Source organism: Pseudactinotalea suaedae (genome assembly GCF_009733815.1).
In the GTDB taxonomy this organism is placed as follows: Bacteria; Actinomycetota; Actinomycetes; order Actinomycetales; family Beutenbergiaceae; genus Pseudactinotalea; species Pseudactinotalea suaedae.
Window position 1 is genome coordinate 55,075 of record NZ_WNXY01000014.1, and the last position, 19,867, is coordinate 74,941.

A 19,867-nucleotide genomic window follows, 5' to 3' on the forward strand; every position below is an offset into this window, starting at 1 on the left:
CCTCAGAGGTTGTTCTCGGACAGCGCTTGGCTGGCGGCCGTCGCGACCGCGCGCTGCAGGCGCGGAGCGGCCGCGGTGGCAGCCGGGACCAGATAGGGGCGGGCGTCTTCGGCGACCCACACGGTGGGCCGGTTGGGCTGCTCGAACACCGGGTGCCGGAACGTGGCGCCGACCATGCCTTCGTAGACGCGGCCGTGCGGGGCCGCGTTGCGATCGACTCGGATGACCACCCCGGGGTTGGATCCGCTGAGGGTGACCTGGAGGCGCATCGCTCGCGGGATCCGGCTCGACCATGAAGCGTTCGCGCGTGCATCGGCGAGCACCTGCGATCCCTCGCTTCGCATCACAGCGCGGGTGCCGCGCTGGATGGTCTTCGGTGCGCTGGAGAGGTCGCGAAGCAGCCGCCGCAGCTGCCCGACTGTCACGTCTCCGGTGCTCGCGGTCACAGCAAGCACGTCGCTTCGACGGCGAACAGGACGTTCACGGTGGCGCCGGCTTGGTGCAGCACCGGGATCCACTCGTGCTGGCCCGAGAGTCCAGCCCGCGACCAAATCGGGCGCTTCACGGACTGGTCTCGCAGTGCGTCGTCGATACCGGCGAGCACCGTGGTGGCGGCGGTGCGTAGCCGCGCGAGCACGCCGTCATCGGAGTCGCCGGTGGACATCGTCAGCAAGCAGCTGATGGTGACTCGCTCGATGGTGCGTGTGCGGCCGAGCCCGGCAGCTGGTTCGATTGCTGCCGCGTAACCGGGTCGCTCGGGTCCGTCCGTGAGGCCGACACAGATCGCGTTCTCCATGACGTATCCGACCTTCGGGCCGTCGAGGACCTGGAACTTGCTGCCGTCCCCGAGCGGGTCCGCAGTAGCCACGTCGCCGACGAGCGTTAGGACGGCGTCGAGGACCTCGCCGATTCGAGTGACCTGGCCCATCAGCCGATCCCCGGGACCACGTAGGGCTCGATCAGCTGCTTGGCGCGGTGCGGGATGGCGAACCCGATGGCGGGCCGGTCGCCCTCCTGGCGCCCGTAGGCGGCCTGTCGGGGGCCGACGCCGCCGGTGCCGCGCTGGATGCCGAACAGGTGCTCGGCGATGATCTTGACCGCCAGCTCGAGCGACTCGGACGCCTTCGGCAGGTTCAGCGAGACGGTCCACGAGCCGCCCTTGACGCGAGGCACGGTGATGATGCCCGATCGGCCGTTTACGTCGCAGTCGGCGAGCTCCACGGTGTTGCCGTGCGGGTCGGTGACGGTCAGGATCGCGTCCTGGTCGAGGCGGATGTACGGCAGCACCAGCGCTCGGCCGGAGGCGTACACGCGAACGTTGGTGGGCGGTGCGTCCGGTGCGGCGGTCATGACGATGCCGGTCTTCTCGCGGACGTAGTCGTTCGCGGCGGCGAGCGCCTCCTCGAGGATCTCGTCCTGATCGGCGGTGGTGATCCGCATGAATGTCTTCAGATCGTCGAGGTCGACCACAGCGTCACCTCCGCTCGCTCTCGGACGGCTCCTGCGGGCGCATCACCTCAGCCGCGGCCTCGCGCTCGGGCCGCTCGGGTCGTTCGGTCTCGCGCGGCGAGGTGACCTCGCCGCGGCCCTGGCGGCGGTCCTTACCGTGACGCCGCCAGGGCCGGGGCTCGGACATCAGACCTGGTCGACCTGGTCCTGGAGCTCGGCGGAGACCTTGTCGGCCGACGCCTTCTCCTCCTTCTGCGCCTTCGCACCGTCCTCGTCGAGGGTGACGAAGCCGGCGGTCTGGTCCGGGGTGCCGTCCGCGCGGAGCGAGGGCACCGCGACGATGTCCACCGGGGTGTCGGTCTTGCTCTTGCTGGCCATGCTGACCTCCTCAGGTCATCGGGTCGTGCTGGTGGTGCGGCGACCGGGCGCGGGCTATCTCTCCCGCGCCCGGTCGCTGCCGGCTACTCGGCGGTGCCCGCGACCAGGGCCGCCGCGGCGTTGGTGTCCTGCACCATGCCGTTGAGGCGCTGGAAGCCGAGGAACCCGACCTGCAGGTAGTCGGCGTAGCGCTCGGTGAGCCGCAGCACCTGGCCACCGCGGACGCGGCGGATCAGGTAGGCGGCGCGGATGTCGCCGAACACGACCGACCTGGAGTCGGCCGCGAGCGCCGCGAACGAGTTGTCCACGGTGTAGGGGTGGCCGTTGATCGTCGACGGCACGCCGCCGGCGAGCGCCGGGACCCACAGCGGGCGCTGCTGCCCGTCCTTGAGCTTGCGGATGCCGCGCAGTGCGCTGTCGGCGATGATGTACCGCTGGTTGCCGTTGCGGTACGCCGGGTCGATCGAGTGCTCGAGGTCGACGAGGTTGTCGAACGTGATCGCTCCATCGGTGCCGGAGTAGACGACCTTGGTGAGACCCGTGACCAGGCCCTGCGGCTGACCGGAGCCGGTGCCGACCGCGAAGTGGATCGCGGCGGCGCGGGCGATGCGCTCACCGAGCTTGCGGGCCAGCCACGAGTCGAGGTCGATGCCGGAGTCCTGCAGCAGCTGGAACGAGGCACGGACGATCTTCGAGGTGTACATGTACGTCGCGAAGCTCGCCTGGCCGAACGCCACGTCCTGCTCGGTGACCTGGGTGTTCTCGGCGACGATGGCACCGACGTTGCCGGTGTCGTCGTTGGTCGGCCACAGCATCTCCTGACCGGAGTCGGTGTCGATGACCTCGGCGTGCTGCATGAGGCCGCCGTAGGCCTTCTGCACCTCGGTCATCTTGTCGAGGAACTCCTTGGGCACGGTGTACCCGCCCGCGGAGCCGGTCGTGGTCGCGAGGGCCCGGTCCTCGACGAAGCCCTGCTCGAGCATGCGCTGCTCGTCGGGGTTGAGGCGGCCGATACCGCGGCGCAGGAACGAGCTGAACGCCGACCGGTAGGCGGCGGGCAGGTCGTCCTCCGGGTCGCCCTCGCCGGCGCCGGGGCGCGGGCTGGTGCCGCGCTGGTCGCTCGCCGGGGTGTTCATCGCGGCGGCGAGGCGCTCGGAGCGCTCCTCCTCCTCGATGTCGCGGGAGAGCTTCTCGACGTCGTCGAGCGAGCGGGTGTAGCTCTCGCCGTCCTCCTTGGTCGGCTCGTAGCCGTCCGCGGCGCGGCGGGCCTGGATGTCCTGCACCTGCTGCCAGGCGGTCGCCCGCTTGTCGAGCAAGGTGCGCATGCGTGCGCTGGTCATGATGCTGTCCTTCCGGGACGTGTGGTGTTGGGGGTTCCGCGAGAACGCGGGTGCTACCGGCCGAGGCTGGGGTAGCGGGCGTTGAGCGCCTTGGCGCGCTCGTCCTGCATCGCGAGAACCCGGGTGGCATCAGCCGGCGCGGGCTCGGTGCTGGTGTCCCGGGTGGCGTCAGCCGGCGCGGGACGGTCCCCGCCAGTGGCGGGGGAGTCGGTGGTGCGGCCGCGTGCGACGCGAACCTCGTCGACCATCGCTCGGAGGCCGGCGTCGGTGTCCTCGTAGGCGGGGAACGTGACGCCGGAGACCTCGAGCAGCTTGACCTCGATGATGCGGCGCAGCTCGGCGGCGTGGGTCTCGGTCTTGCCGTCGGGGCCGGTGACCTCGACGTCGATGCTCGACCACTCGTCTCGGACGACGATGAAGCCGAACGACATCCCGGTGATGCGCCGCTTCTCCAGGTTGCGCGCGAAATCGCGGACGTAGGAGACCTCCTGGTCGAGGTCGGCGTCGACGGCGAGGCCGATGTCGTCTGTGGACAGCCGCAGGTCGCCGGCGGTGACCCGGCCGACGAGCATCCGTGTGTCGTGGTCGACGAGGAACCGCGCGTCGCCCTCGGCGAGGGTCTTGTCGAACGCACCGCGGGCGATCTCCTCGTACCAACCCCACCGGAGCGGGTTCCCGATCGCGGTGCGTGAGTCGAAGACGGCCGCGTGCCCGACGAACCGCGGGGCAGCCTCCTCGTCGGCCGCGCGCACGATCCGGGCGTCGGTCTCGTCGAGCGGCCGGGTGCGCACTTCCGTGACCTGGGAGCCGCCCGCAGCGCGGACGGGCTCACTGAGCGTCGTCATCTTCGTCCTCGTCTCCTGCTGCTGTGTCGTCGTCCATGGGCTGCTCGGAGCCCGTGTAGGGGCGGTACGGCTCGTCGCCCCACTCGACGCGGGGCTTGTCTTCGAGGTCGCGGACGTCGTTCGGGGTCAGCCAGCCGTTGACGATCCCGGAGGCGTAGAACGCGGCCCGCGACTTCGTGTCGCCGCGCAGCAGACCCTCGAGGGCGAACTTCGCGCGCTCGGTCTTGGGATCGACGATCTCGCGTGTGACGCGCTGCTCGATGCGGTGGAAGTAGTGCTTCAGCGTCACCACAACGAAGGCGATGAACTGCTGCTCCATGCCCGAACCCCAAGAGGTCGACTTCTCCTGGTCGTTGACCATCCACCCGGGCACACCGAACAGGCGGGCGATCTCGGTGGTCTGGAACTTGCGGCTCTCCAGGAACTGCGCGTCCTCCGGGCTCATCGTGAGCTGGGTGAACTTCAGGCCCTTGTCGAAGACCGGGACGTCGAACGCGTTGTCGATGCCGGCGACCTTCGCGCGCCAGCGATCCTTCAGGATCTCGACCTTCTCCTGACCGAGCTCGTTCTCGGTCGAGAGGTAGCCCTGCATCAGCAGGCCCTGGCCGAACATCTTCTCGGCGAGCTTCTCGGCCTTGGTCGCGAGACCGAAGGTGCGGCGCATGTTGCCGATCACCGAGTAGCCCTTGACTCCGTCGAGTGACAGGTTGGGGATGTGCATGACCTCGTAGGCGGTGAGCTCGTCGCCGCCGGACTGGAAGCCGCCGTCGATCTTGAACCGCCGCACGTAGGGCAGACCGACCGCGATCCGCAGCGCGGTCTCGTCGTCGTCGATCTCCACCTTCACCCGCGCCGGGTGGATCGGCTGCAGCGCGATGATTCGGCCGTCACGTGCCCGGATCTTGCGCACGTAGGCGTTGCCCCACAGCGCCAGGTGCGCGACGACCGTCTCCCACGTCTCGAACGGCGTGGTCTGGCCGCCGTCGTACTCGTGGGCCAACGCCGGGATGTGGAGGTGCTCGTAGGAGCCCTTGGCGGTGACGTGCAGCGGGCAGCCGGCCACACTGGAGGAGATGATCTGCACGCACCGCAGCGCGGTGCCGACCTTCATCGGGTTCGAGTCGCGAGTCGTGTCGCCGTCGGACCACAGCTCGCCCGGGTCGTCGAGCTGCGACAGCAGCCGGCCGCCGGTCAGCGGAGTAGCAGGGTTCTCCAGCGAACTCGCGAGGATCATGTTGCCTCGTAGCAGCGTCGAGAGCCCGTCCAGCGCCTTCACGGGGTCTCCTGCTCAGGGGGAGCGGGCGCGGGGGTGGTGCCCAGGTGCGTCAGGACGCCGCCAGCGGTCAGCACGATGCCGCCGTACACGAGCGCCCACCCGGGGCCGGCGAGCATGAGCACGCCGGCGCCGAGCACCAGCAGTCCTAGGACGGTGAGGAACGCAGCCACGGTCACCGCCTCACCAGATGTTCGGGCCGTCATCGACCGGGATGGACGCGTAGTACTTCGCGCGCTCGAGGGTGAACACCGCGGTCACTGCACCGTCAATGCGCTTGGGGGAGTCGGGTGACTCCTTGGCGATGCGTGCCATGCCTCGCGAGGTCGGCTTAGGGGTGGCGTCGCGAACGTGCCGCGCGAGTCGGGGGTCGCCGTCGTGGGTGAGCGCCTTGTCGACTACGGACTCGTAGAAGCCCTGCGTCGCGCGGCCCATGCGCTCCGGGCTCTGCGGGTAGGCCTCGACGGGCACGCCCTCCTCGGCGAGCTCGTCGAACGCGTCCTGCCAGAGGTGCTCATCCCAGGGGCTCTCCGGCACGTCCCACCGGTCGCACGCCTCACGCAGTGCTGCCTTTACCTCCGGGCGGGGCACCCGCCAGTTCGGGTCGTAGGGGTCCCGCTCCCAGATGCCGACCACGAAGATGTGCGGCCGCTCCTCGACCGTCACGCCGATCAGCGCCGTCGAGTCGCCGGAGTAGGAGCCGTCGAACCCGACCACGACCCGTGTGCCGGCAGGAGGGCCACCGGGGTACCGCTCGGGGTCCGCGAGCGCGTCCCAGGCGCCGTGCGGCAGCCACACGCGGCCGGAGGTGACCCACTGGTTCGTGCGCTTGATCCGGAACTCGTTCTCCGGGGTGCGTCGCACCACGGATCGGAAGTCAGCCTCGGAGACCAGGTCACCGAAGCCGGGCGATCCCTCGCGCCAGGTTCGGATGTCGTCGTGCGGTGCCTCGATCCCACGCAGCGGCTCCCACCACGCCATGAAGAACGTGGGGTCGTCGATTTCGCCGCGTGCGACCTGGACGCCGTACTTGTACAGCGTGTAGCAGATCGAGTCCTGGCCTGTGCGGTCCGTCTGCACACCCGCGGTGGTGATCGCGAGCATCAGCGGCTCAACCCGCGCTCCCTGGGCCTGGGCCATGACGTCCCACAGCTCGCGCGTCGGCTGCACGTGGAGCTCGTCGAACAGCACCAGGGTCGGGTTCAGACCCTCCTTGGTGTACGCCTCGGCCGACAGCGCCCGGTACGTGGTCCCGGTGGAGGGAACCTCGATCACGTTGCGGTAGGTCTTGATCACCTGCGAGAGGTGCGGGTCCATCTCGATCATCCGCTTCGCGGTCTTGAAGATGATCGAGGCCTGCTCCTTGTCGCCGGCGCAGGAGTACACCTCGCCGCCCATCGGCCCGAGCAGCATCCCGGAGATGCCGACGCCGGCGGTGATCTCCGACTTGCCGTTCTTCCGCGCCATGCCCCACAGCGCGATGCGGTGCCGGAACAGGCCATCGGCGCGACGGGCGAGCGTGCGGCGCATCAGCTGGCGCTGGAACGGCCGCGGTTCGAGCAACTTGCCAACGGCACCAGCGACCGAGTCCTTCGTGATGCGGCAGGTCGCACCGATCAGGTCGGTGTAGAGGTCGCCGTCGCCGCGGCGCTGGTCAGCGACCGGGACGGGTGTCAGCCACCGGGGCGGGAGCGAGGGCGCCCACGGGCTACGACCCACGTGCGGCGTTCCTGGCTGCCGCTTGCTGCAGGATCTGCTCGAGCGGGTTCGTCTTGTCGGTGACCTCGGCAACACCCAGGTCGCCGCGCGCCGACGGCGTCAGACCGCACTCTCGCTCCATCTGCAGCATCTGCCCGAGCTGTGCACGGACCTGAGCGAGCAGCGGGTTCGGGCGCACCTGGCCCTGCGAGCCGGTGACGTAGAAGCCCTCCTCGGCGAGCGCGTTGCGCATCCCGGCGACCAGGTCCTCGCCGATGCAGATCCGCTCGACGATGTCGATGTCGGTCGCGGGGGAGAGCCACTTCGCCTCACGCCAGATCCGCGTCCACCGCTCGGCGCCAGGCCCCTCCTCGCCCACGGTCGGCGGCAGATCGGGGATCCCGCCCTTCACGCCTTCGAGGTGGACGACGTTCGACTGATCGGGCAGCTCACGGCCGCCGGAGTCCCGGTTCGCGGACCGTCCGCGGCGGCGGCGCTCCTCCAGCGGGGCCTTGGTGCGGGGCATCGCTCACCTCACCGGCCGAAAAGCGGAATCGGACAAAAAATCGTTCGGTAGTGAGCGCGTGTGCGGTCGCGGGGGAACGGGTCGCGGAGGGCGCATTCTTCCGAACTTTCGACCGCCCCCTGGGTGCGGAAGGCTGAACGTTTCCGCAGGTCAGCGCCCCGCCAACTCGCTCAACGGTTCAGGTGTGCCTTGCGTCCCGCTTCGGCCCGGTTGCACACTCGGGAATGTTCAGGACCGTTGTATTCCATTCGGTTATCCGAATGGCCGAGGTCCCATTCTTCATCAGGGAGAATGTATTCATCGCAGCGTGCGCATCTCACTTCGCCCGCCTCGACGAGCGGTCGCCACTCCTCACGCAGACGGCGATGCGTCGAGCCGTAGCCACGCTGGGTGGTGGTGCCCCTGGCCCGGGACCGGCCGCGGGCGCAGGCATCGCAGCGGCTGCGCACACCCGGGCGACCGCAGTCCATGCACGGCATCAGAGTCCGAACGCCGCACCAGGCTGCGGGCCTGGGTCATGCCACTGCGTGGGAGAGGCAGGGCACCGAGCCGACCCTGGCCCCCGGTCCAGCCGACGCCACGTCGGTCGCCCCGGGCTCGGGTACTCCGGCTGGCCTGGTCGATCCCGAACCATCAGACCCTTCAGGAGCAGGGCCTCCTCGAGGGCGTGCCCGCAGTGCACGCAGGTGCCCGTCCGGCCGGTGGTCTCGTCGTTGGTGACGGCCATCAGGTTTGCCTCCAGCTGCGAACGGTGCTCGTCCCTGCATCCAGTAGCTGCGTTGTCGGACCGATCCGGCTCTGCAGCGGGAGGCTCATCGGTGAGGATCTCAACACGAAGGCCGGCGCATCATCTGCGACCGGCCTGTGGAGACACCTCTCCCGGCACACATTGTGCACCATCAGACGCCAGTGCGCACCTCGTCCTGCAGTCGGCGTGGCGTGAAGTGGCTAACGAATCTTCCTCTACGCGGCCAGGCGTTCGAGAATCCAGGGAATCACCGCGAGGAGAGCTGCGATAGCGCTGAGGGCGGCGAACACGACCATGATGACATCACCGCGGCTAAGAGTGCGGCTTTCAAGCGTCTTGAGGTCGCGCTCGAGGTGCTCGATCAAGACCCCTATGCGAGCCTCCGAGGCGCTCATCGATGTCGGCAAGGTGGCTCGGCTGGGAAGTCTGGACTCAAGATCGGCAATCCGCGCCTCCAACTTCTTGAGGTCGTCCGCCTCGTTCGAGCTCGGTCGCTGGGTCTTGCCGGTCGATGGCGGCGTCGTTTCAGAAGGCTTGGGCTTGTACAGAGCGGTTGCAAGTCGCTCCTCGAGCAACTCGATACGGCGATCGACATCGTGCTCTGACGCGAGCGCGAGCGCGATCTGCGCGCGGTCCTCGAAGTCGAGTCCACGAAGGATCTGTTCTTCGATTTCGCGCTGCTCCACCAAGCGGGATGTGCGTCGTCGGACCCAGTTGGAGAAAACTGCGGCCACTACTGCAAGTAGCCCGGCAACGGCAGCGACGGCTATCGAGAGAGTGTCCACAGGCCGCATTCTGCAGGATCAGAGAGCGCCGGCGGGGCGATCCGGGGATCAGTCTTCATCGCTCGCCAAGGCTTGGAGGTCTGCCCGTCGGTACACGCGTCGGCCAGCACGCTGCCCGACCGGGCGGAGGCGGCCGCGGCGATGCCAGGACCGGATCGTCCATCCCGACACGCCGAGCTGCTCCTCCGCCTGGGCGACCGTGAGCTCGTCGGAGTCGTCGAGCACCAGGCCGAGCCACGACGTCGGCTCGAACCGCAGGTACTTGCCGTGCGCGTCCCGGCACCGTCGGCACACCAGGTCCGTCGCCCGCACGTCAGTCTCGGTCGCCCAGCCCGGCGGCAGTTCGAGCCGCTGGTCGCAGAACGGGCACACCAGGTCGCCGGGTGCCTTTGTCCACGGGATCTCATCGGGCCGCGGCTCACCGAGCAGCGCACGCACCTGCACCGGCCACCGCTTCAGGTCGCCGCCGATGCGCAGGAGGTCCTGGTGGCGGTAGAGGTTCGCGCCGAGTCCCTTCTCCTGGGCGTGCGCGATCAGGACTGGGAGGTCGCTCAACGCCCGGTCGATCGCCCCGGCTCGGGCCGACACGGGTGCCGCGCGGCCGAACAGCAGCAGTCGCAGCTCACGGGTGCGCTTCTGCACCTCGTGCACGATCTCGTAGTACAGCAGCGCATGCGGGTCCGACCACGGGGCCGGCGCCTGCGTCCGCCGACGCTGTTGCTCGCTCGCGCCGCCGGTCAGCCCTACTGGGGTGCCACGGTGAGGGATCAGGTCCCACAGGCGGGGCAGCAGCTCCTTGACCTCTCGGGCCGCCAGGTAGAGATCCTCGATCGGCGGAAGCGAGCGGGCCGCCTTGGTGAGCTCGTCGACGTCGTGGGTGGAGCGGTCAGGGGTCTGGTCGAACTCGGTCACGGGTCGCTCCTCACGCCGGCACGTCGAGGTCGGTGGTTGCATCGTCGGTCTGATCCCTCAGCCACATGCGGTGCTTGGTGCGTGCTGCAGCGCAACCACCGCACGGTCTCTCGGTCCCGTAGGGCTGGTGCTTGGAGCAGAACGGTGACGGTTCTCCGGTGGGCAGACGTGCGGGCGCCTCCCTCGGCCCACCGCCTCCTCCCGGCGCCTCCTCCCCGGCTCCTCCTCCCTCTCTCCCTTCCCCCTCCTCCACTACCGCGAGGACTTCGCGAGGTCCTCGCGAAGGACTCGCGAGCGCTGGCGGGTCTGGTGGGTCCGGTGGCGGTGGCAGCCGGGACGCCGCACCGCGGTCGGTGGCTGGCCACTCGTCCAGGGCGATGTAGGTTCGGCCGTCGACGCTGTACAGGTGGATGTACCCGGCGTCCTCCAGAGCCACCAGGTGCTCCTCGATGTCCGTCTCGCTCGTGTCCTGGTCGAGGGGCCACAGGCTGGCCTTGATCAGGGTCGGGTTCGCTGACCCGCGCCCCTCGTCGTCGGCGTAGAACCGCAGGCCGAGCCCGGTCAGGCGCACCGCCGGCGGCAGCTCCATCAGCGCCTCGTCGGAGAACATCGACGGAGGGACGCTCCGCTGCCGTCTGGTCACGCTCATACCTAGCCACCCCTCGCAGAATCGTTCGCATCGCATCCCGCACGTTCTCGGCGGTCACGCGGTAACACTCGGTCCAGCCGCGCCCGTTGGGCAGGGCCACCTCTGAGTCCTCGGCGCTGGTGAAGGCACGAGGGAAGTACCGGGCGAGCTCACGGAGCGCGTACCGCTCGAACCCCGCTGGGCTGTCCCGCCACAGCATCACCACCCGGGCACCGGTGGACGTCAGCCGCCGGAGCCGGGACATCTTCCAGGCACGCCCGACCTTGATCACCCGCAGGTGGTCCCACACCACGACGTAGGTGATCGCCAGCTTCGGGATTGTCAACGCGGTCATTCGTCAGCACCCGCCTTCATGCGCGTGAGACGAAGGAGCGCCTTCTGCGTCTTCATCGGAATCGTGATGCACCCCCGGCGCTCCAGCAGAGGTGAAGCCACGGCTAGAGTCCGGATGTGGCGGAATGGATCCGATTTGCCCTCGCGTTGCCGGTCATGACGCTCCTGCTCGGCTATCTCCTGCCGGCCGTGCGCTATCGGCGCCAGATCCGGGCAGACGCAGAGATCTCCGCCGCGCTCCCGGACGGAGCGGACAAGAACTGGTACATGGACCGCGTGATCGAAACTGCGTACCAACTCCGTAGATACCGGGAGGACTTTGTCTCGTCGCCCATGTATTGGGTAGCTGGGCTGGGTACGGTCTTGTGGGTGCTCGCAACGGTTGCCGCCGTGATTTGGCCGCCGTGGACCAGTCCGTCGTTGGGCGTCGGTGACTACCTGATCGCGGGCACCGCCTGGTTGACCGGCCTGGTGTCGACTATCTACTTCGTTCGTGGTCGCGATCCCGATGGCTTCACACCAGATGCGCGCAAGGAATACGACGAGGCGCTCCTCAAGCGAGCCGTAGAGGAGAGCGTGCGACGCCGTCGCAAAGGCCGACGGGCTCGCCGCCGCGACAGATAGATCCGAGATCATGCGCTCAAACATCGGAACCGCGCGGCTCGACCAGCCGCGCCTGAGTCGTGCGTGCGGCGTCGGACGCCTCGATGTACCCACGCGGCAGGGCCAGTCGTGGAGTGCGTCGGGCCGCGTACCACGAAGTCGTCGTGACGGCCGGGCGGTAGCCTGCGACCCATGAGCGTCCGCCACCTGACTGAGCTCGACGACGACGAAGTCAAGAACAAGACAGCCTTCGCCTTCGAGGGAGTGTCCGACTACTGGCTTGTGCCCGACTCCAGCGGAGCGCTCGTACTCCGGGTAGGGCGCCCTCCGTTCGCTGCAATCCGATGCTTCGATAATGGTTGGCGAATCACCTGGATAGACGTCGACGACGATCCGGACCCTATCGACGCTCCTCGTTGGCAGGACGCCCTCGCCACGCGCATACGCCAGCTCTAGAGCTCTCATCGCGAACCTCCATTCCGAGCCTGCACGCGAGGCCGCGAGACCTGGACGACCGTGATGGATCTTGCGAAGATGCGTGGCACGACGTTCCCCTGAGTCGACGAAGGAGTGAGTGCCTTGGCGAACTACTCGGTGTTCAAGGGCGAGGACGGTGACTGGAAGGCGAAGCGCGATGATGCGTCGCGCGCATCCTCCAGCCACGGCACCCAAGCGGAGGCGGAAAAGGCCGCGAAGCGCTACTCGGGCAACTCCGGTGGCGGCGAAGTCTCGATCCATGGCCGCGACGGCAAGGTCCGCAACAAGGACACCGTTGCTCCGGGTAACGACCCGCGCAACATTCCGGGCTGATCGGTCCGGCATCGTCCCGCTCCGGAGGCCGCTTCCGCGCAGGTCGGTGACGGTCATGGGTTTGTCCCTTCCGGGCTGAGGGCGCGGACGACGCGGTCCATCTCGGCGGCGAACCCGGCCGTGACAGCCGTGATCGTGATGAGCACCTGTCCCGCCGGCTGCGAGCGCTGTCGGGCTTCATCGGCGAGGCAGGTGAGGTTGCGAGCGATGGCGGCCCGCTCGGAGCGCTGCACGGCTTCCTGCCGCTTCTTGGCGCGGTGTCGGCGCATGGCGCCGGGGCCTTGCTGTCCGTGGAAGATGCTCATCGGGGTCCTCGGGCTGTGCGGGCAGCGTGGTAGGGGCAGAGGTCGACGGCGCCGAGGTCGCCAGCGTGCCGGTTGCGCCATCCGTTGTCGGATGCGGCCCACCACGCCGCTTGGGTGACAGGGACCACGGGGACGCCGTTGGGCTCCGGGCGGACAGTCGTCGTGACCGACTCGTCGCAGCCCGGGGCGTCGCAGCGGACGGTGGCGCTGGTCGGGACAGCCTCGATCGGGCCGTCGATGGTGATCACGCCGCCACCTCCTCGGCGGGGATGAGGTGGAGGGTGATGACCCGGCAGCCGGGTGTGACTGGGCCGAGGCGGTGGTCAGGTCCGAGGACGTGCTCGGCCTTGTCGTCGGGCCAGCACCCGTGGTCGGTCAGGCCGTCGATCATCGCCTTCGTGGTCGGGTTGGCGTTGTTCGGGTCGAACGCGCGCCGTGACGGCATCGACACGTAGGCCACCACCGTCACAGGTGTCGCGAGCTCGGTCGGGACGTGCTGGTTGTTCGCGAGCGCCCATGCGAGCTTGCGGAGCCACTGGGTGCGGCGCTTGCGCTGGGCCCAGTGGACTCGGTGGTTCGCGGACATCCACGCGGCGTCCGGCACCTCCACCACGAGCACGTGAGCTCCTGGTGGGGGTGCAGGCACGCCGGGTGGTGGCGCTGGTGGGGAGTCGAACATCAGGCGCCCTCGCCGGTTTCGGCGCGGAGACGGGCGAGCGTGGCGTCCAGGTCCGGCGGTTGCACCAGAACATCGCGGGCCTTCGTACCCTCCTGCGGACCGACGATCCCGTGTGACTCCAGTGAGTCCAGCAGCCGGCCCGCTCGAGCGAACCCGACGCGCATCTTCCGCTGCAGCATCGACACCGAGCCGAACTGGGTCGAGATCACCAGCTCGGCGGCCTCCACGAGCAGCTCCGAATCGGTCTCGATGCGGTTCGTGGTGTCGGTGACGCCGCCGGCGACGTCGTCCTCCTCCTGGTCCTCGTCCTCGTCCTCGTCGGGGGCGGTGATGATCTCGCCGGTGTTCGGGTCGAACGTGAACTCGCCGAACCACTCCTCGAGGTCGCGCTCGAGCTCGATGGGGAGCACGTCCTTGCGGGTGCGGTGCTCCAACGCCCGACGCACGAGCCGCTCCGCCTCGTGCACGTCTTGCGGTGCGACCGCCTCGATACGCAGCACGCGGACCGTGGCCTCACGTTCACCGGTGTCGGTGCTCGTTGTGATCTTCGAGCAGTCCACGACGGCGAGCACCACGTGCCGCTCGTGCGGGTTGTTCAGCAGCGCAGCCGCGAGCGCGTACAGGCCGTTCCGGTCGGCTTCCTTGGGCAGTCCCGATGACAGCTTCGGCATGGCTCAGCGCTCCATCATGTGGTCGGTGTCCGTGAACAGGTCAGGCGGTGGTGGCGGGTTCAACACCGGGCACGTCGCGAAGTGCGGCATCCGACGCCGCTCCCCGTCGCGCAGCGGCTCGTCCTTCGTGACGACCCGGCAGTACGGGCCGGTGTGGTGAGGCATCACCGCGACGTTCGCCCGCTCGTCCTCGTCGGGGTAACGGTCCAGGTCCAGAGGCATCCGCCGCTGACCAGGGATCGTGCGAGCCCACTCGATCGGCTCACCACACCCAGGGACGCCGCCCTCAGGGCCGCCCTTCGGGTACACGCGGTCACACGTCGCACGGGTCACAGCCGCACCGCCTTCACGTTCACCGGCAACAGGTGCTCCTCGCACACCGCCCTGTGGAACGGGCTGGCCTCGATCCGGGCCAACACGTGCAACTGCTCCAGGAGGTGCTGCTCGCACATCAGCGCCGTCCGGCACGTATCGCCGTTGCCGCGGTGGAACATCCGGGCCAGGTACTGCGCCGGCGTCAGGCACGGCGCCGTCTTCGTCTGGTCGGTGAAGCCCTCACACGCCGGGACCCGCTCCAGGTCCACGTCGAGCACGACGTCGGTCACCTCGTCCACCGTTGGGGCGCTCATGCCGCCGCGTCCTCACCGGTGATCGCCGCCGCGACGGTTGCGATGAGGTCACGAGCTGCAGGCGGGGTCACAGCGTTCCCAGCGAGCTTCACCTGCTCGCGACGGTTCCCGAGCATCTGGTAGTCCGCACCGAAGGCCATCGCCTGCTTGATCTCCGACGGCTCCAGCATCCGGAAGTACACGTCCTCGACGTCGACCGTCGGAGCCTGCGAGCGCAACACCGCCTGATGCCCAGCCGTCGTGATGGTGCGCACCGGCTCGCCTGCTGGCGTCGTCATCTCGGCGCCGGAGCCCCGGGTGCCGTTCATGCGGGTGACAAGCGCGTAGGCCTCACGGGTCGAGAGGGTGCGCGTCGGATCCGAGGCGGGTCGGGCGTCCTCGTTCCAGGTACCGCCGGACGGGACCACCAGGGCGTGACGGTCGACCGTGGTCACCGTCGGGAGCGATCGGTCGGCGGGTGAGGCCTGGCCGTGTCCGTAGTACGGCATCACGAGTGCGTGGTGATTGCCCGACGCCGTCACCGTGGCGAGCGGGTCGTCGACGTGGCGGGCGTCAGAGCCACCGCCGCGGAGCTCGGCGATGAAGGCGAGGCCGGTCTCGTTCCGTGTCGTCATCGTGCGTGCCGCGAGCTCGGCCGACATCGCGACCTTGCCGTCGCGTCCCTCGACGGGGACCATCAGCGGTGACCAGGCCATGCCCTTCGAAATCGTCGTGTGCACGGTCTTCATGGCCTCGTCTACGGGCCATGCCCGGATGTAGCCATCGGCGCTCCCGTGACCCGGGTGGCGAGGGTTCATCGCGTCGTAGGTGTTGCCTGCGGCCTCGATCAGCAGCGGCGACCAGTACCGGTCGATGCCAGCCTGGATCCGGAGCATCGTCTTCTCGGCGAGAGGCTTGTCCCGGTCGCCGATCCGCGTGCCCGGGTTCGACCAGTCGATGATGCTCGCGGCTGGCAGCCACCCCGGCTCGACCTTCTGGCCCTTGCAGGAGTGCTTCGGGCACCGGTAGAAGTACTGCTGCCGGTAGCGGCCCGTCGGGGTCCCTGGCTTCTTCCAGGTCTGGATCGGAGAGACGACCTCCTCGCAGCTGGGGCACCACGATGGTGGTCGCTGCATACGGTCGAAGTCCGGCGCCCGTTCGCCCGTTCGCCAGAACGAGATGTAGACCCGGTCCCGAGACTGTGGTGCCGGGAGCCCGTGAGCCTGGGCGTGCATCGAGTTCAGACTGATGATCTTGTGGTCGTATCCCATCGACCGCATCGCGGCCAGCCACGCCTCAAACAGGCCGCCGCGGACGCCCCACTCGGAGGCCCAGTCCACGACCTCGACGACGTTCTCCACCAGGATCGCCCGGTACCCGTGTGCCTCGGTGAACCTGACGACGTCCCACATCGTTGCGCGCGAGCGCTCGGCGGCTTCGTCGGGCAGGACGTCGCCGAACAGGTCCGGCTGGCGGTGTGCCTTGCGGCCCTTCGCCCGGGAGTGGTTGGTGCACTCCGGTGAGGCCCAGAGCATGTCCGTGCGCGGGACGTACCGGGGGTCGGTCTGGGAGATGTCGGCCTGGAGGTGGTCGGTGTCGGGGTGGTTGGCGTTGTGGGTCTCGATCGCGAGCGCCCAGTGGTTCGCTGCCAGACGGACAGAGACCCCGGGGACGCCGGCGGCGCCGGTCGAGGAGCCACCCGCCCCGCAGAACAGGTCCGTCATGGTCAGGTTCGCGGTCATGCTGCGAGCTCCCGAGCGTGGTGGCCCCTGGAGACCACATCGCAGTTCGCCAGCAGGAACACCGCTCCCGTCGCGGACTCCCGGATATCCCAGACGGGCGCGGTAAGGACGTCCACCCCGGCACGCTCGAGCATCTCCAACAGCAGCGGCGTCGCCTCAACCACCAACTCCGTCATGGTGCGGTCCAGATCTAGGACCGGCCACTTCGCGCAGTAGACGCCGGGCAGGCTCATGGTCGGCCCCCAGCTGGGGAACGCTCAGAGCGGCACCATACGACCAGAGCGACCACTGCCACGGCGACGGCGAGGACGGTCCGCCCATCACCGGCCGCCGGCGGCCACGACCACACGAACGAGCAGACGATCGCGAGCTCGAGCACCGCGGCGACCAGCACCACGGCGAGCACGTGACGGGCCGCTGCCGCCCGGGAGCGCGGAAGGGATCGGGTCACCACAGCACACCTGCCGTTGGCCGCTCGTACACCCGCACGGTCGCGTTGTGCGCTGACACGCCCGTGGACGGGATCCGCGCCGGGAAGATGCGGCCTGCGACCTGCACCTCGAGCGGGACGAGGAGGCCCTCCTTCACGGCCTTGGCGAACAGGCCACCACGGGAACGCTCAGGTACCCCGATCTCGTCCAGCGCGCCGCGCAGGTCGTTCACCGAGACCCGCTCACCCGCGGGCACACGCGCCACCAGGTCCATGAACGCGTTAATGACCTCCGGGTCCAACCCTGCGACGGACCGCTCCTGCCCGTCGACCTTCAGTGCCTCACCGACGACGGTCATGACGGGACCACCCTCAGGTGCTCGGCGCGGGCCGGTGCCCGGGATGGTCGACCCTGCGGCCAGGTGGCGGCGTCGACCTGCGCGAGCAGCCTCGTCCGGGTCGCGGTGTGCGCGGCCCGGTTCGCCTGTATGAGTGCCCGGGCGTGCTCGAGCAGCTCGGCGTCGGTCACCGCGGCGAGCGGGGTGCTGAGCAGGGAGTCCATCGCGGAGAGCACCGCGCGGTCGGCCGCCTGCATCGTCGACGCCGTCTCGATGCCGGTGACCCAGCCCGAGACCACGCCGACCAGTGCCTGGTCGCCCCGCCCGAACCCGGCCGCGGTCATCGTCGGCCTCGGATCCGGCGCACCGCGACCAAGCCAGCGCCGAGGAGGATCAGAGCCAGCCCACCGACCGCGAGTGCGGCGGAGGTGTCGCCGGCGCCGGTCTCGGCCAGCACTGGCACGTCCGGGGTGACGACCCGCTGCGTCGTCATGTCCGGCGGCTCGACGGGTGTGGTCGGCTCCTCCGGGACCGCAGGCGGGTCCGTGGGCTCCTCTGGCGTCGTCGGGGGATCGGTCGGCGGGTTGCAGGCCAACTCCTCCTCAGCTGTCAGCGTGTCCTCGTGCGGCGTGCGCGACTCGGCCAGCTCGACCGGCTCGGTGAAGGTGCCGTCCTCGTTGCTGAACCACTCGACGGTCCACGTCTCCCACGTCACACTCGGCGCCTCGCAGTTCGGCTCGAGCGGACCGTTCGTGCGCTCCTCCTCGAACCGCTCAGGCACGAAGGGAGGCGTGCAGTCGCCGCCGTAGACGAACCGCCACGAGATCGCGACGCCGTGGTCCTCGCCATGCGTGAGGATCCCGTCGGCGATCAGATCCTCGACGTCGGCAACCTTGTAGGTGTCGACCTGGTACCAGACGCCGCACTCAACGGCGCCAGCGGGGGAGTAGGTCTGTGGCCAGGTCACGCTCTCCGGGGTGCCGCCATCGGGCAGCGCCCAGAACACCTCGACGGCGCGATCGTCGCGCGTCGCCGGCGCCCGTGAAGCGTCCGCGCGAGAGGCTGCGATGACGCCACCCAGCACGAGCAGGAACGCCACGACGATCGCGGCGACCACCCTGCCGAGCATGCGGGCCGCGGTCGGCTCGCGCTCCTCGGGGCGGGCCGCCCACATGCCGTCCATGGCGTCCTCGGCCCGACGAGCCGCCGCGGCGGCCTCCGCCTCCCGGTATATCGCCAGCTCGACCTCGCCGACATCGACGGCGCTGTCAGGGGTTTCGATGGTGCTCATTGCTATCGTTCTCCTAGGTCGGTGGCGGCCCCGGTCTTGTCCGGATGGGGGCCGCCGCTTTCTTGTGTGAGTGGTCAGGCCGACCTGCGGCCCTGCGGGGCATCCATGAGCCCGAGCGCGAGACGGCGAGCGCGGATCCGGTCTGCCAGCTCCTCGCGAGAGGGACCCGTCGGTGTCCATGCGCGGTCCACTGCCTCAGCCAGCGGGAGCGAGTCGAGCTGCTCGTACCCAGCCGCGAGCGCAGCTCCAGCCGCGGCGACCGCCTGGGCGCGCGTGACCTGTGTACTCATCACGCTGCCCGCACTGGCGTGCGTCGCTTGACTGACTGTCCGGTAGCAGTGGACTCGGAGCGCACGAAGAGAGTGCCTGGCAGCACGCGCAGGGCCTCCTCAATGCGGGAGCCAACTTCGCTCGTGCAGCTGTTCTTCTCGCCCTGCAGGAGAGCGTGGATGAACTGTCGCGAGCAGCCGACATACCGGCCGAGACGGGCTTGTGAGAAGTCGCTGGCGCGCATGTAGTCAGCGAGAAGGTTGCGGTCGCGCAGTCGCATCCACTTTCCCTTCGATCGACGTCGACGCCGAATGGCGATGGGACTCATCAAAGCCTCCGATTGACTGGTTGTCAAGCATCGTGGGACACAACGTCCCACACTGGTTGACATGCTGTCAACCCCTGACGCTCCACATTTGTGGTGCGGTGGGGCCAAAGTCGCCACGCGCAGCGCATGCCCTGGTTGACGCGAATACGGCGTGCCAGCCCTACCCTTGGTTGACACCTCGGTCTCGCACCGCTTGACCGCGACGATCCGACCCTCAGAGAGTTCACCGCGTGCACGCATACCGGCGCCTCATTCAGGCGGAGATGGACAAGCGAAGCTGGACCGCAGCTGAGCTCGTCCGTCACTCCGGGCTCACCAAGCAGACGGTGAGCAACGTCCTCTCCGACGGTCGAGAACAGCTGATGCAGCGACCCAAGGACTCAACCATCGCGGGCTTGGCGAAGGCGTTCGGCATCACGCCGGACGTGATCCTGTCCGCGGTCGCTGAGGCCATGGGCTTGCCGGCGGGGGAGCGGGTCGTCGTCTACGACGCCGACCAGATCTCTGACGAGGAGTTGTTGCGCGTGCTCGCCCAGCGGTTGCGAGGACGAGAGGACGGTGAGGGGCATGAAAAGCGTCCCGCCCCCATGAATCAAGGGCCGCAAGGCCCGCACCTAACGGTGGTGCCGGAGCCCGGGCCTGACGCTGGCGATTCAGGCCCGGGTGTGCAAACGGCGCGCGACGACATCACGTTCAAGCACCCACCCGAGACGCAGTGGACCGACGGCGTCCAGCGCAACCTCGATGAGCTCGCCGCCCGCGAGGGCGACGCAGACAACCCGCCCGACACAACGACGGGCGAGCACAACCAAGATCCGGGCGGGAACGACCCCGCCTGATCACACAACGCAGGGGG

Annotated in this window: 28 protein-coding genes and 1 pseudogene; 4 read left to right on the forward strand and 25 right to left on the reverse strand. The window is 69.0% G+C overall.

Features of this window, described 5'->3' with window-relative positions; genetic code table 11:
* Positions 1 to 2: 2 nt before the first annotated feature.
* From GPA04_RS20170 to GPA04_RS20235, 14 genes are all read right to left on the reverse strand, one after another.
* On the reverse strand, positions 3 to 446 hold the full coding sequence (locus GPA04_RS20170) for an HK97 gp10 family phage protein (RefSeq protein WP_156226023.1): 444 nt from the start codon (positions 444 to 446) through the stop codon (positions 3 to 5).
* Positions 443 to 928, reverse strand: coding sequence for a hypothetical protein (locus GPA04_RS20175; protein WP_156226024.1), 486 nt, complete (start codon positions 926 to 928; stop codon positions 443 to 445). The genes GPA04_RS20170 and GPA04_RS20175 overlap by 4 nt, the downstream gene beginning before the upstream one ends.
* Positions 928 to 1,470, reverse strand: coding sequence for a phage head-tail connector protein (locus GPA04_RS20180; protein WP_156226025.1), 543 nt, complete (start codon positions 1,468 to 1,470; stop codon positions 928 to 930). The genes GPA04_RS20175 and GPA04_RS20180 overlap by 1 nt, the downstream gene beginning before the upstream one ends.
* Positions 1,471 to 1,474: 4 nt before the next feature.
* Positions 1,475 to 1,636, reverse strand: a complete 162-nt coding sequence (locus GPA04_RS20185; RefSeq protein ID WP_156226026.1) for a hypothetical protein — start codon at positions 1,634 to 1,636, stop codon at positions 1,475 to 1,477.
* The gene (locus tag GPA04_RS20190; protein WP_156226027.1) at positions 1,636 to 1,827 is read right to left on the reverse strand and encodes a hypothetical protein; all 192 of its coding nucleotides are present in this window, start codon (positions 1,825 to 1,827) and stop codon (positions 1,636 to 1,638) included. Before GPA04_RS20190 ends, GPA04_RS20185 begins: the two co-directional genes overlap by 1 nt.
* Positions 1,828 to 1,910: 83 nt before the next feature.
* Positions 1,911 to 3,167, reverse strand: a complete 1,257-nt coding sequence (locus GPA04_RS20195) for a phage major capsid protein (RefSeq protein ID WP_156226028.1) — start codon at positions 3,165 to 3,167, stop codon at positions 1,911 to 1,913.
* Between the two features lie 53 nt (positions 3,168 to 3,220).
* The gene (locus GPA04_RS20200; protein ID WP_156226029.1) at positions 3,221 to 4,012 is read right to left on the reverse strand and encodes an HK97 family phage prohead protease; all 792 of its coding nucleotides are present in this window, start codon (positions 4,010 to 4,012) and stop codon (positions 3,221 to 3,223) included.
* Entirely contained in the window at positions 3,996 to 5,288 is a 1,293-nt protein-coding gene (locus GPA04_RS20205; RefSeq protein WP_156226030.1) for a phage portal protein, read from the reverse strand. Before GPA04_RS20205 ends, GPA04_RS20200 begins: the two co-directional genes overlap by 17 nt.
* Positions 5,285 to 5,464: a hypothetical protein gene (locus GPA04_RS20210; RefSeq protein WP_156226031.1), complete on the reverse strand. Its 180-nt coding sequence runs from the start codon at positions 5,462 to 5,464 to the stop codon at positions 5,285 to 5,287. The genes GPA04_RS20205 and GPA04_RS20210 overlap by 4 nt, the downstream gene beginning before the upstream one ends.
* A gap of 4 nt (positions 5,465 to 5,468) precedes the next feature.
* On the reverse strand, positions 5,469 to 7,004 hold the full coding sequence (locus GPA04_RS20215; protein WP_156226032.1) for a terminase large subunit domain-containing protein: 1,536 nt from the start codon (positions 7,002 to 7,004) through the stop codon (positions 5,469 to 5,471).
* A complete protein-coding gene (locus GPA04_RS20220) occupies positions 6,994 to 7,509 on the reverse strand; it encodes a phage terminase small subunit P27 family (RefSeq protein ID WP_156226033.1) in 516 nt (171 codons plus the stop codon). Before GPA04_RS20220 ends, GPA04_RS20215 begins: the two co-directional genes overlap by 11 nt.
* A 963-nt stretch (positions 7,510 to 8,472) precedes the next feature.
* Entirely contained in the window at positions 8,473 to 9,042 is a 570-nt protein-coding gene (locus tag GPA04_RS20225) for a hypothetical protein (protein WP_156226034.1), read from the reverse strand.
* Between the two features lie 48 nt (positions 9,043 to 9,090).
* Positions 9,091 to 9,954 (reverse strand): helix-turn-helix domain-containing protein, encoded by an 864-nt coding sequence (locus GPA04_RS20230; protein ID WP_206674298.1) that lies wholly within the window; start codon positions 9,952 to 9,954, stop codon positions 9,091 to 9,093.
* A 10-nt stretch (positions 9,955 to 9,964) separates the two neighbouring features.
* On the reverse strand, positions 9,965 to 10,564 hold the full coding sequence (locus GPA04_RS20235) for a hypothetical protein (RefSeq protein ID WP_156226036.1): 600 nt from the start codon (positions 10,562 to 10,564) through the stop codon (positions 9,965 to 9,967).
* A gap of 489 nt (positions 10,565 to 11,053) precedes the next feature.
* Between GPA04_RS20235 and GPA04_RS20240 the strand changes: the two genes are divergently transcribed.
* From GPA04_RS20240 to GPA04_RS20250, 3 genes are all read left to right on the forward strand, one after another.
* A complete protein-coding gene (locus GPA04_RS20240) occupies positions 11,054 to 11,560 on the forward strand; it encodes a hypothetical protein (protein WP_156226037.1) in 507 nt (168 codons plus the stop codon).
* 171 nt (positions 11,561 to 11,731) lie between these two features.
* Positions 11,732 to 11,995, forward strand: a complete 264-nt coding sequence (locus GPA04_RS20245) for a hypothetical protein (protein ID WP_156226038.1) — start codon at positions 11,732 to 11,734, stop codon at positions 11,993 to 11,995.
* 123 nt (positions 11,996 to 12,118) lie between these two features.
* Positions 12,119 to 12,349 carry a DUF2188 domain-containing protein gene (locus tag GPA04_RS20250; RefSeq protein ID WP_206674299.1) on the forward strand — a complete coding sequence of 77 codons (231 nt, stop codon included), beginning with the start codon at positions 12,119 to 12,121 and terminating at the stop codon, positions 12,347 to 12,349.
* Between the two features lie 53 nt (positions 12,350 to 12,402).
* Here GPA04_RS20250 and GPA04_RS20255 read toward each other — a convergent pair whose 3' ends face one another.
* From GPA04_RS20255 to GPA04_RS20305, 11 genes and pseudogenes are all read right to left on the reverse strand, one after another.
* Entirely contained in the window at positions 12,403 to 12,654 is a 252-nt protein-coding gene (locus GPA04_RS20255; RefSeq protein WP_156226040.1) for a hypothetical protein, read from the reverse strand.
* Positions 12,655 to 12,898: 244 nt separating this feature from the next.
* Positions 12,899 to 13,273: a RusA family crossover junction endodeoxyribonuclease gene (locus GPA04_RS20260; RefSeq protein ID WP_156226041.1), complete on the reverse strand. Its 375-nt coding sequence runs from the start codon at positions 13,271 to 13,273 to the stop codon at positions 12,899 to 12,901.
* Positions 13,274 to 13,332: 59 nt separating this feature from the next.
* A pseudogene (locus GPA04_RS21415) lies at positions 13,333 to 13,575 on the reverse strand (DNA translocase FtsK); the annotation flags it as partial.
* A gap of 432 nt (positions 13,576 to 14,007) precedes the next feature.
* Entirely contained in the window at positions 14,008 to 14,226 is a 219-nt protein-coding gene (locus tag GPA04_RS20270) for a hypothetical protein (RefSeq protein WP_156226042.1), read from the reverse strand.
* A gap of 107 nt (positions 14,227 to 14,333) precedes the next feature.
* Positions 14,334 to 14,609 carry a hypothetical protein gene (locus GPA04_RS20275; RefSeq protein WP_156226043.1) on the reverse strand — a complete coding sequence of 92 codons (276 nt, stop codon included), beginning with the start codon at positions 14,607 to 14,609 and terminating at the stop codon, positions 14,334 to 14,336.
* A gap of 20 nt (positions 14,610 to 14,629) precedes the next feature.
* On the reverse strand, positions 14,630 to 16,354 hold the full coding sequence (locus GPA04_RS20280) for a DNA cytosine methyltransferase (protein WP_156226044.1): 1,725 nt from the start codon (positions 16,352 to 16,354) through the stop codon (positions 14,630 to 14,632).
* Positions 16,351 to 16,587 carry a hypothetical protein gene (locus tag GPA04_RS20285; RefSeq protein WP_156226045.1) on the reverse strand — a complete coding sequence of 79 codons (237 nt, stop codon included), beginning with the start codon at positions 16,585 to 16,587 and terminating at the stop codon, positions 16,351 to 16,353. The genes GPA04_RS20280 and GPA04_RS20285 overlap by 4 nt, the downstream gene beginning before the upstream one ends.
* Positions 16,588 to 16,801: 214 nt before the next feature.
* Complete coding sequence (locus GPA04_RS20290; RefSeq protein WP_156226046.1) at positions 16,802 to 17,143, reverse strand: hypothetical protein; 342 nt, start codon at positions 17,141 to 17,143, stop codon at positions 16,802 to 16,804.
* Positions 17,140 to 17,466, reverse strand: a complete 327-nt coding sequence (locus GPA04_RS20295; RefSeq protein ID WP_156226047.1) for a hypothetical protein — start codon at positions 17,464 to 17,466, stop codon at positions 17,140 to 17,142. The genes GPA04_RS20290 and GPA04_RS20295 overlap by 4 nt, the downstream gene beginning before the upstream one ends.
* The gene (locus tag GPA04_RS20300; RefSeq protein WP_156226048.1) at positions 17,463 to 18,413 is read right to left on the reverse strand and encodes an LPXTG cell wall anchor domain-containing protein; all 951 of its coding nucleotides are present in this window, start codon (positions 18,411 to 18,413) and stop codon (positions 17,463 to 17,465) included. Before GPA04_RS20300 ends, GPA04_RS20295 begins: the two co-directional genes overlap by 4 nt.
* 74 nt (positions 18,414 to 18,487) lie before the next feature.
* Complete coding sequence (locus tag GPA04_RS20305; protein WP_156226049.1) at positions 18,488 to 18,703, reverse strand: hypothetical protein; 216 nt, start codon at positions 18,701 to 18,703, stop codon at positions 18,488 to 18,490.
* Between the two features lie 571 nt (positions 18,704 to 19,274).
* Between GPA04_RS20305 and GPA04_RS20310 the strand changes: the two genes are divergently transcribed.
* Positions 19,275 to 19,850 (forward strand): helix-turn-helix domain-containing protein, encoded by a 576-nt coding sequence (locus GPA04_RS20310; RefSeq protein WP_241680951.1) that lies wholly within the window; start codon positions 19,275 to 19,277, stop codon positions 19,848 to 19,850.
* The last annotated feature ends 17 nt before the right edge of the window (positions 19,851 to 19,867 follow it).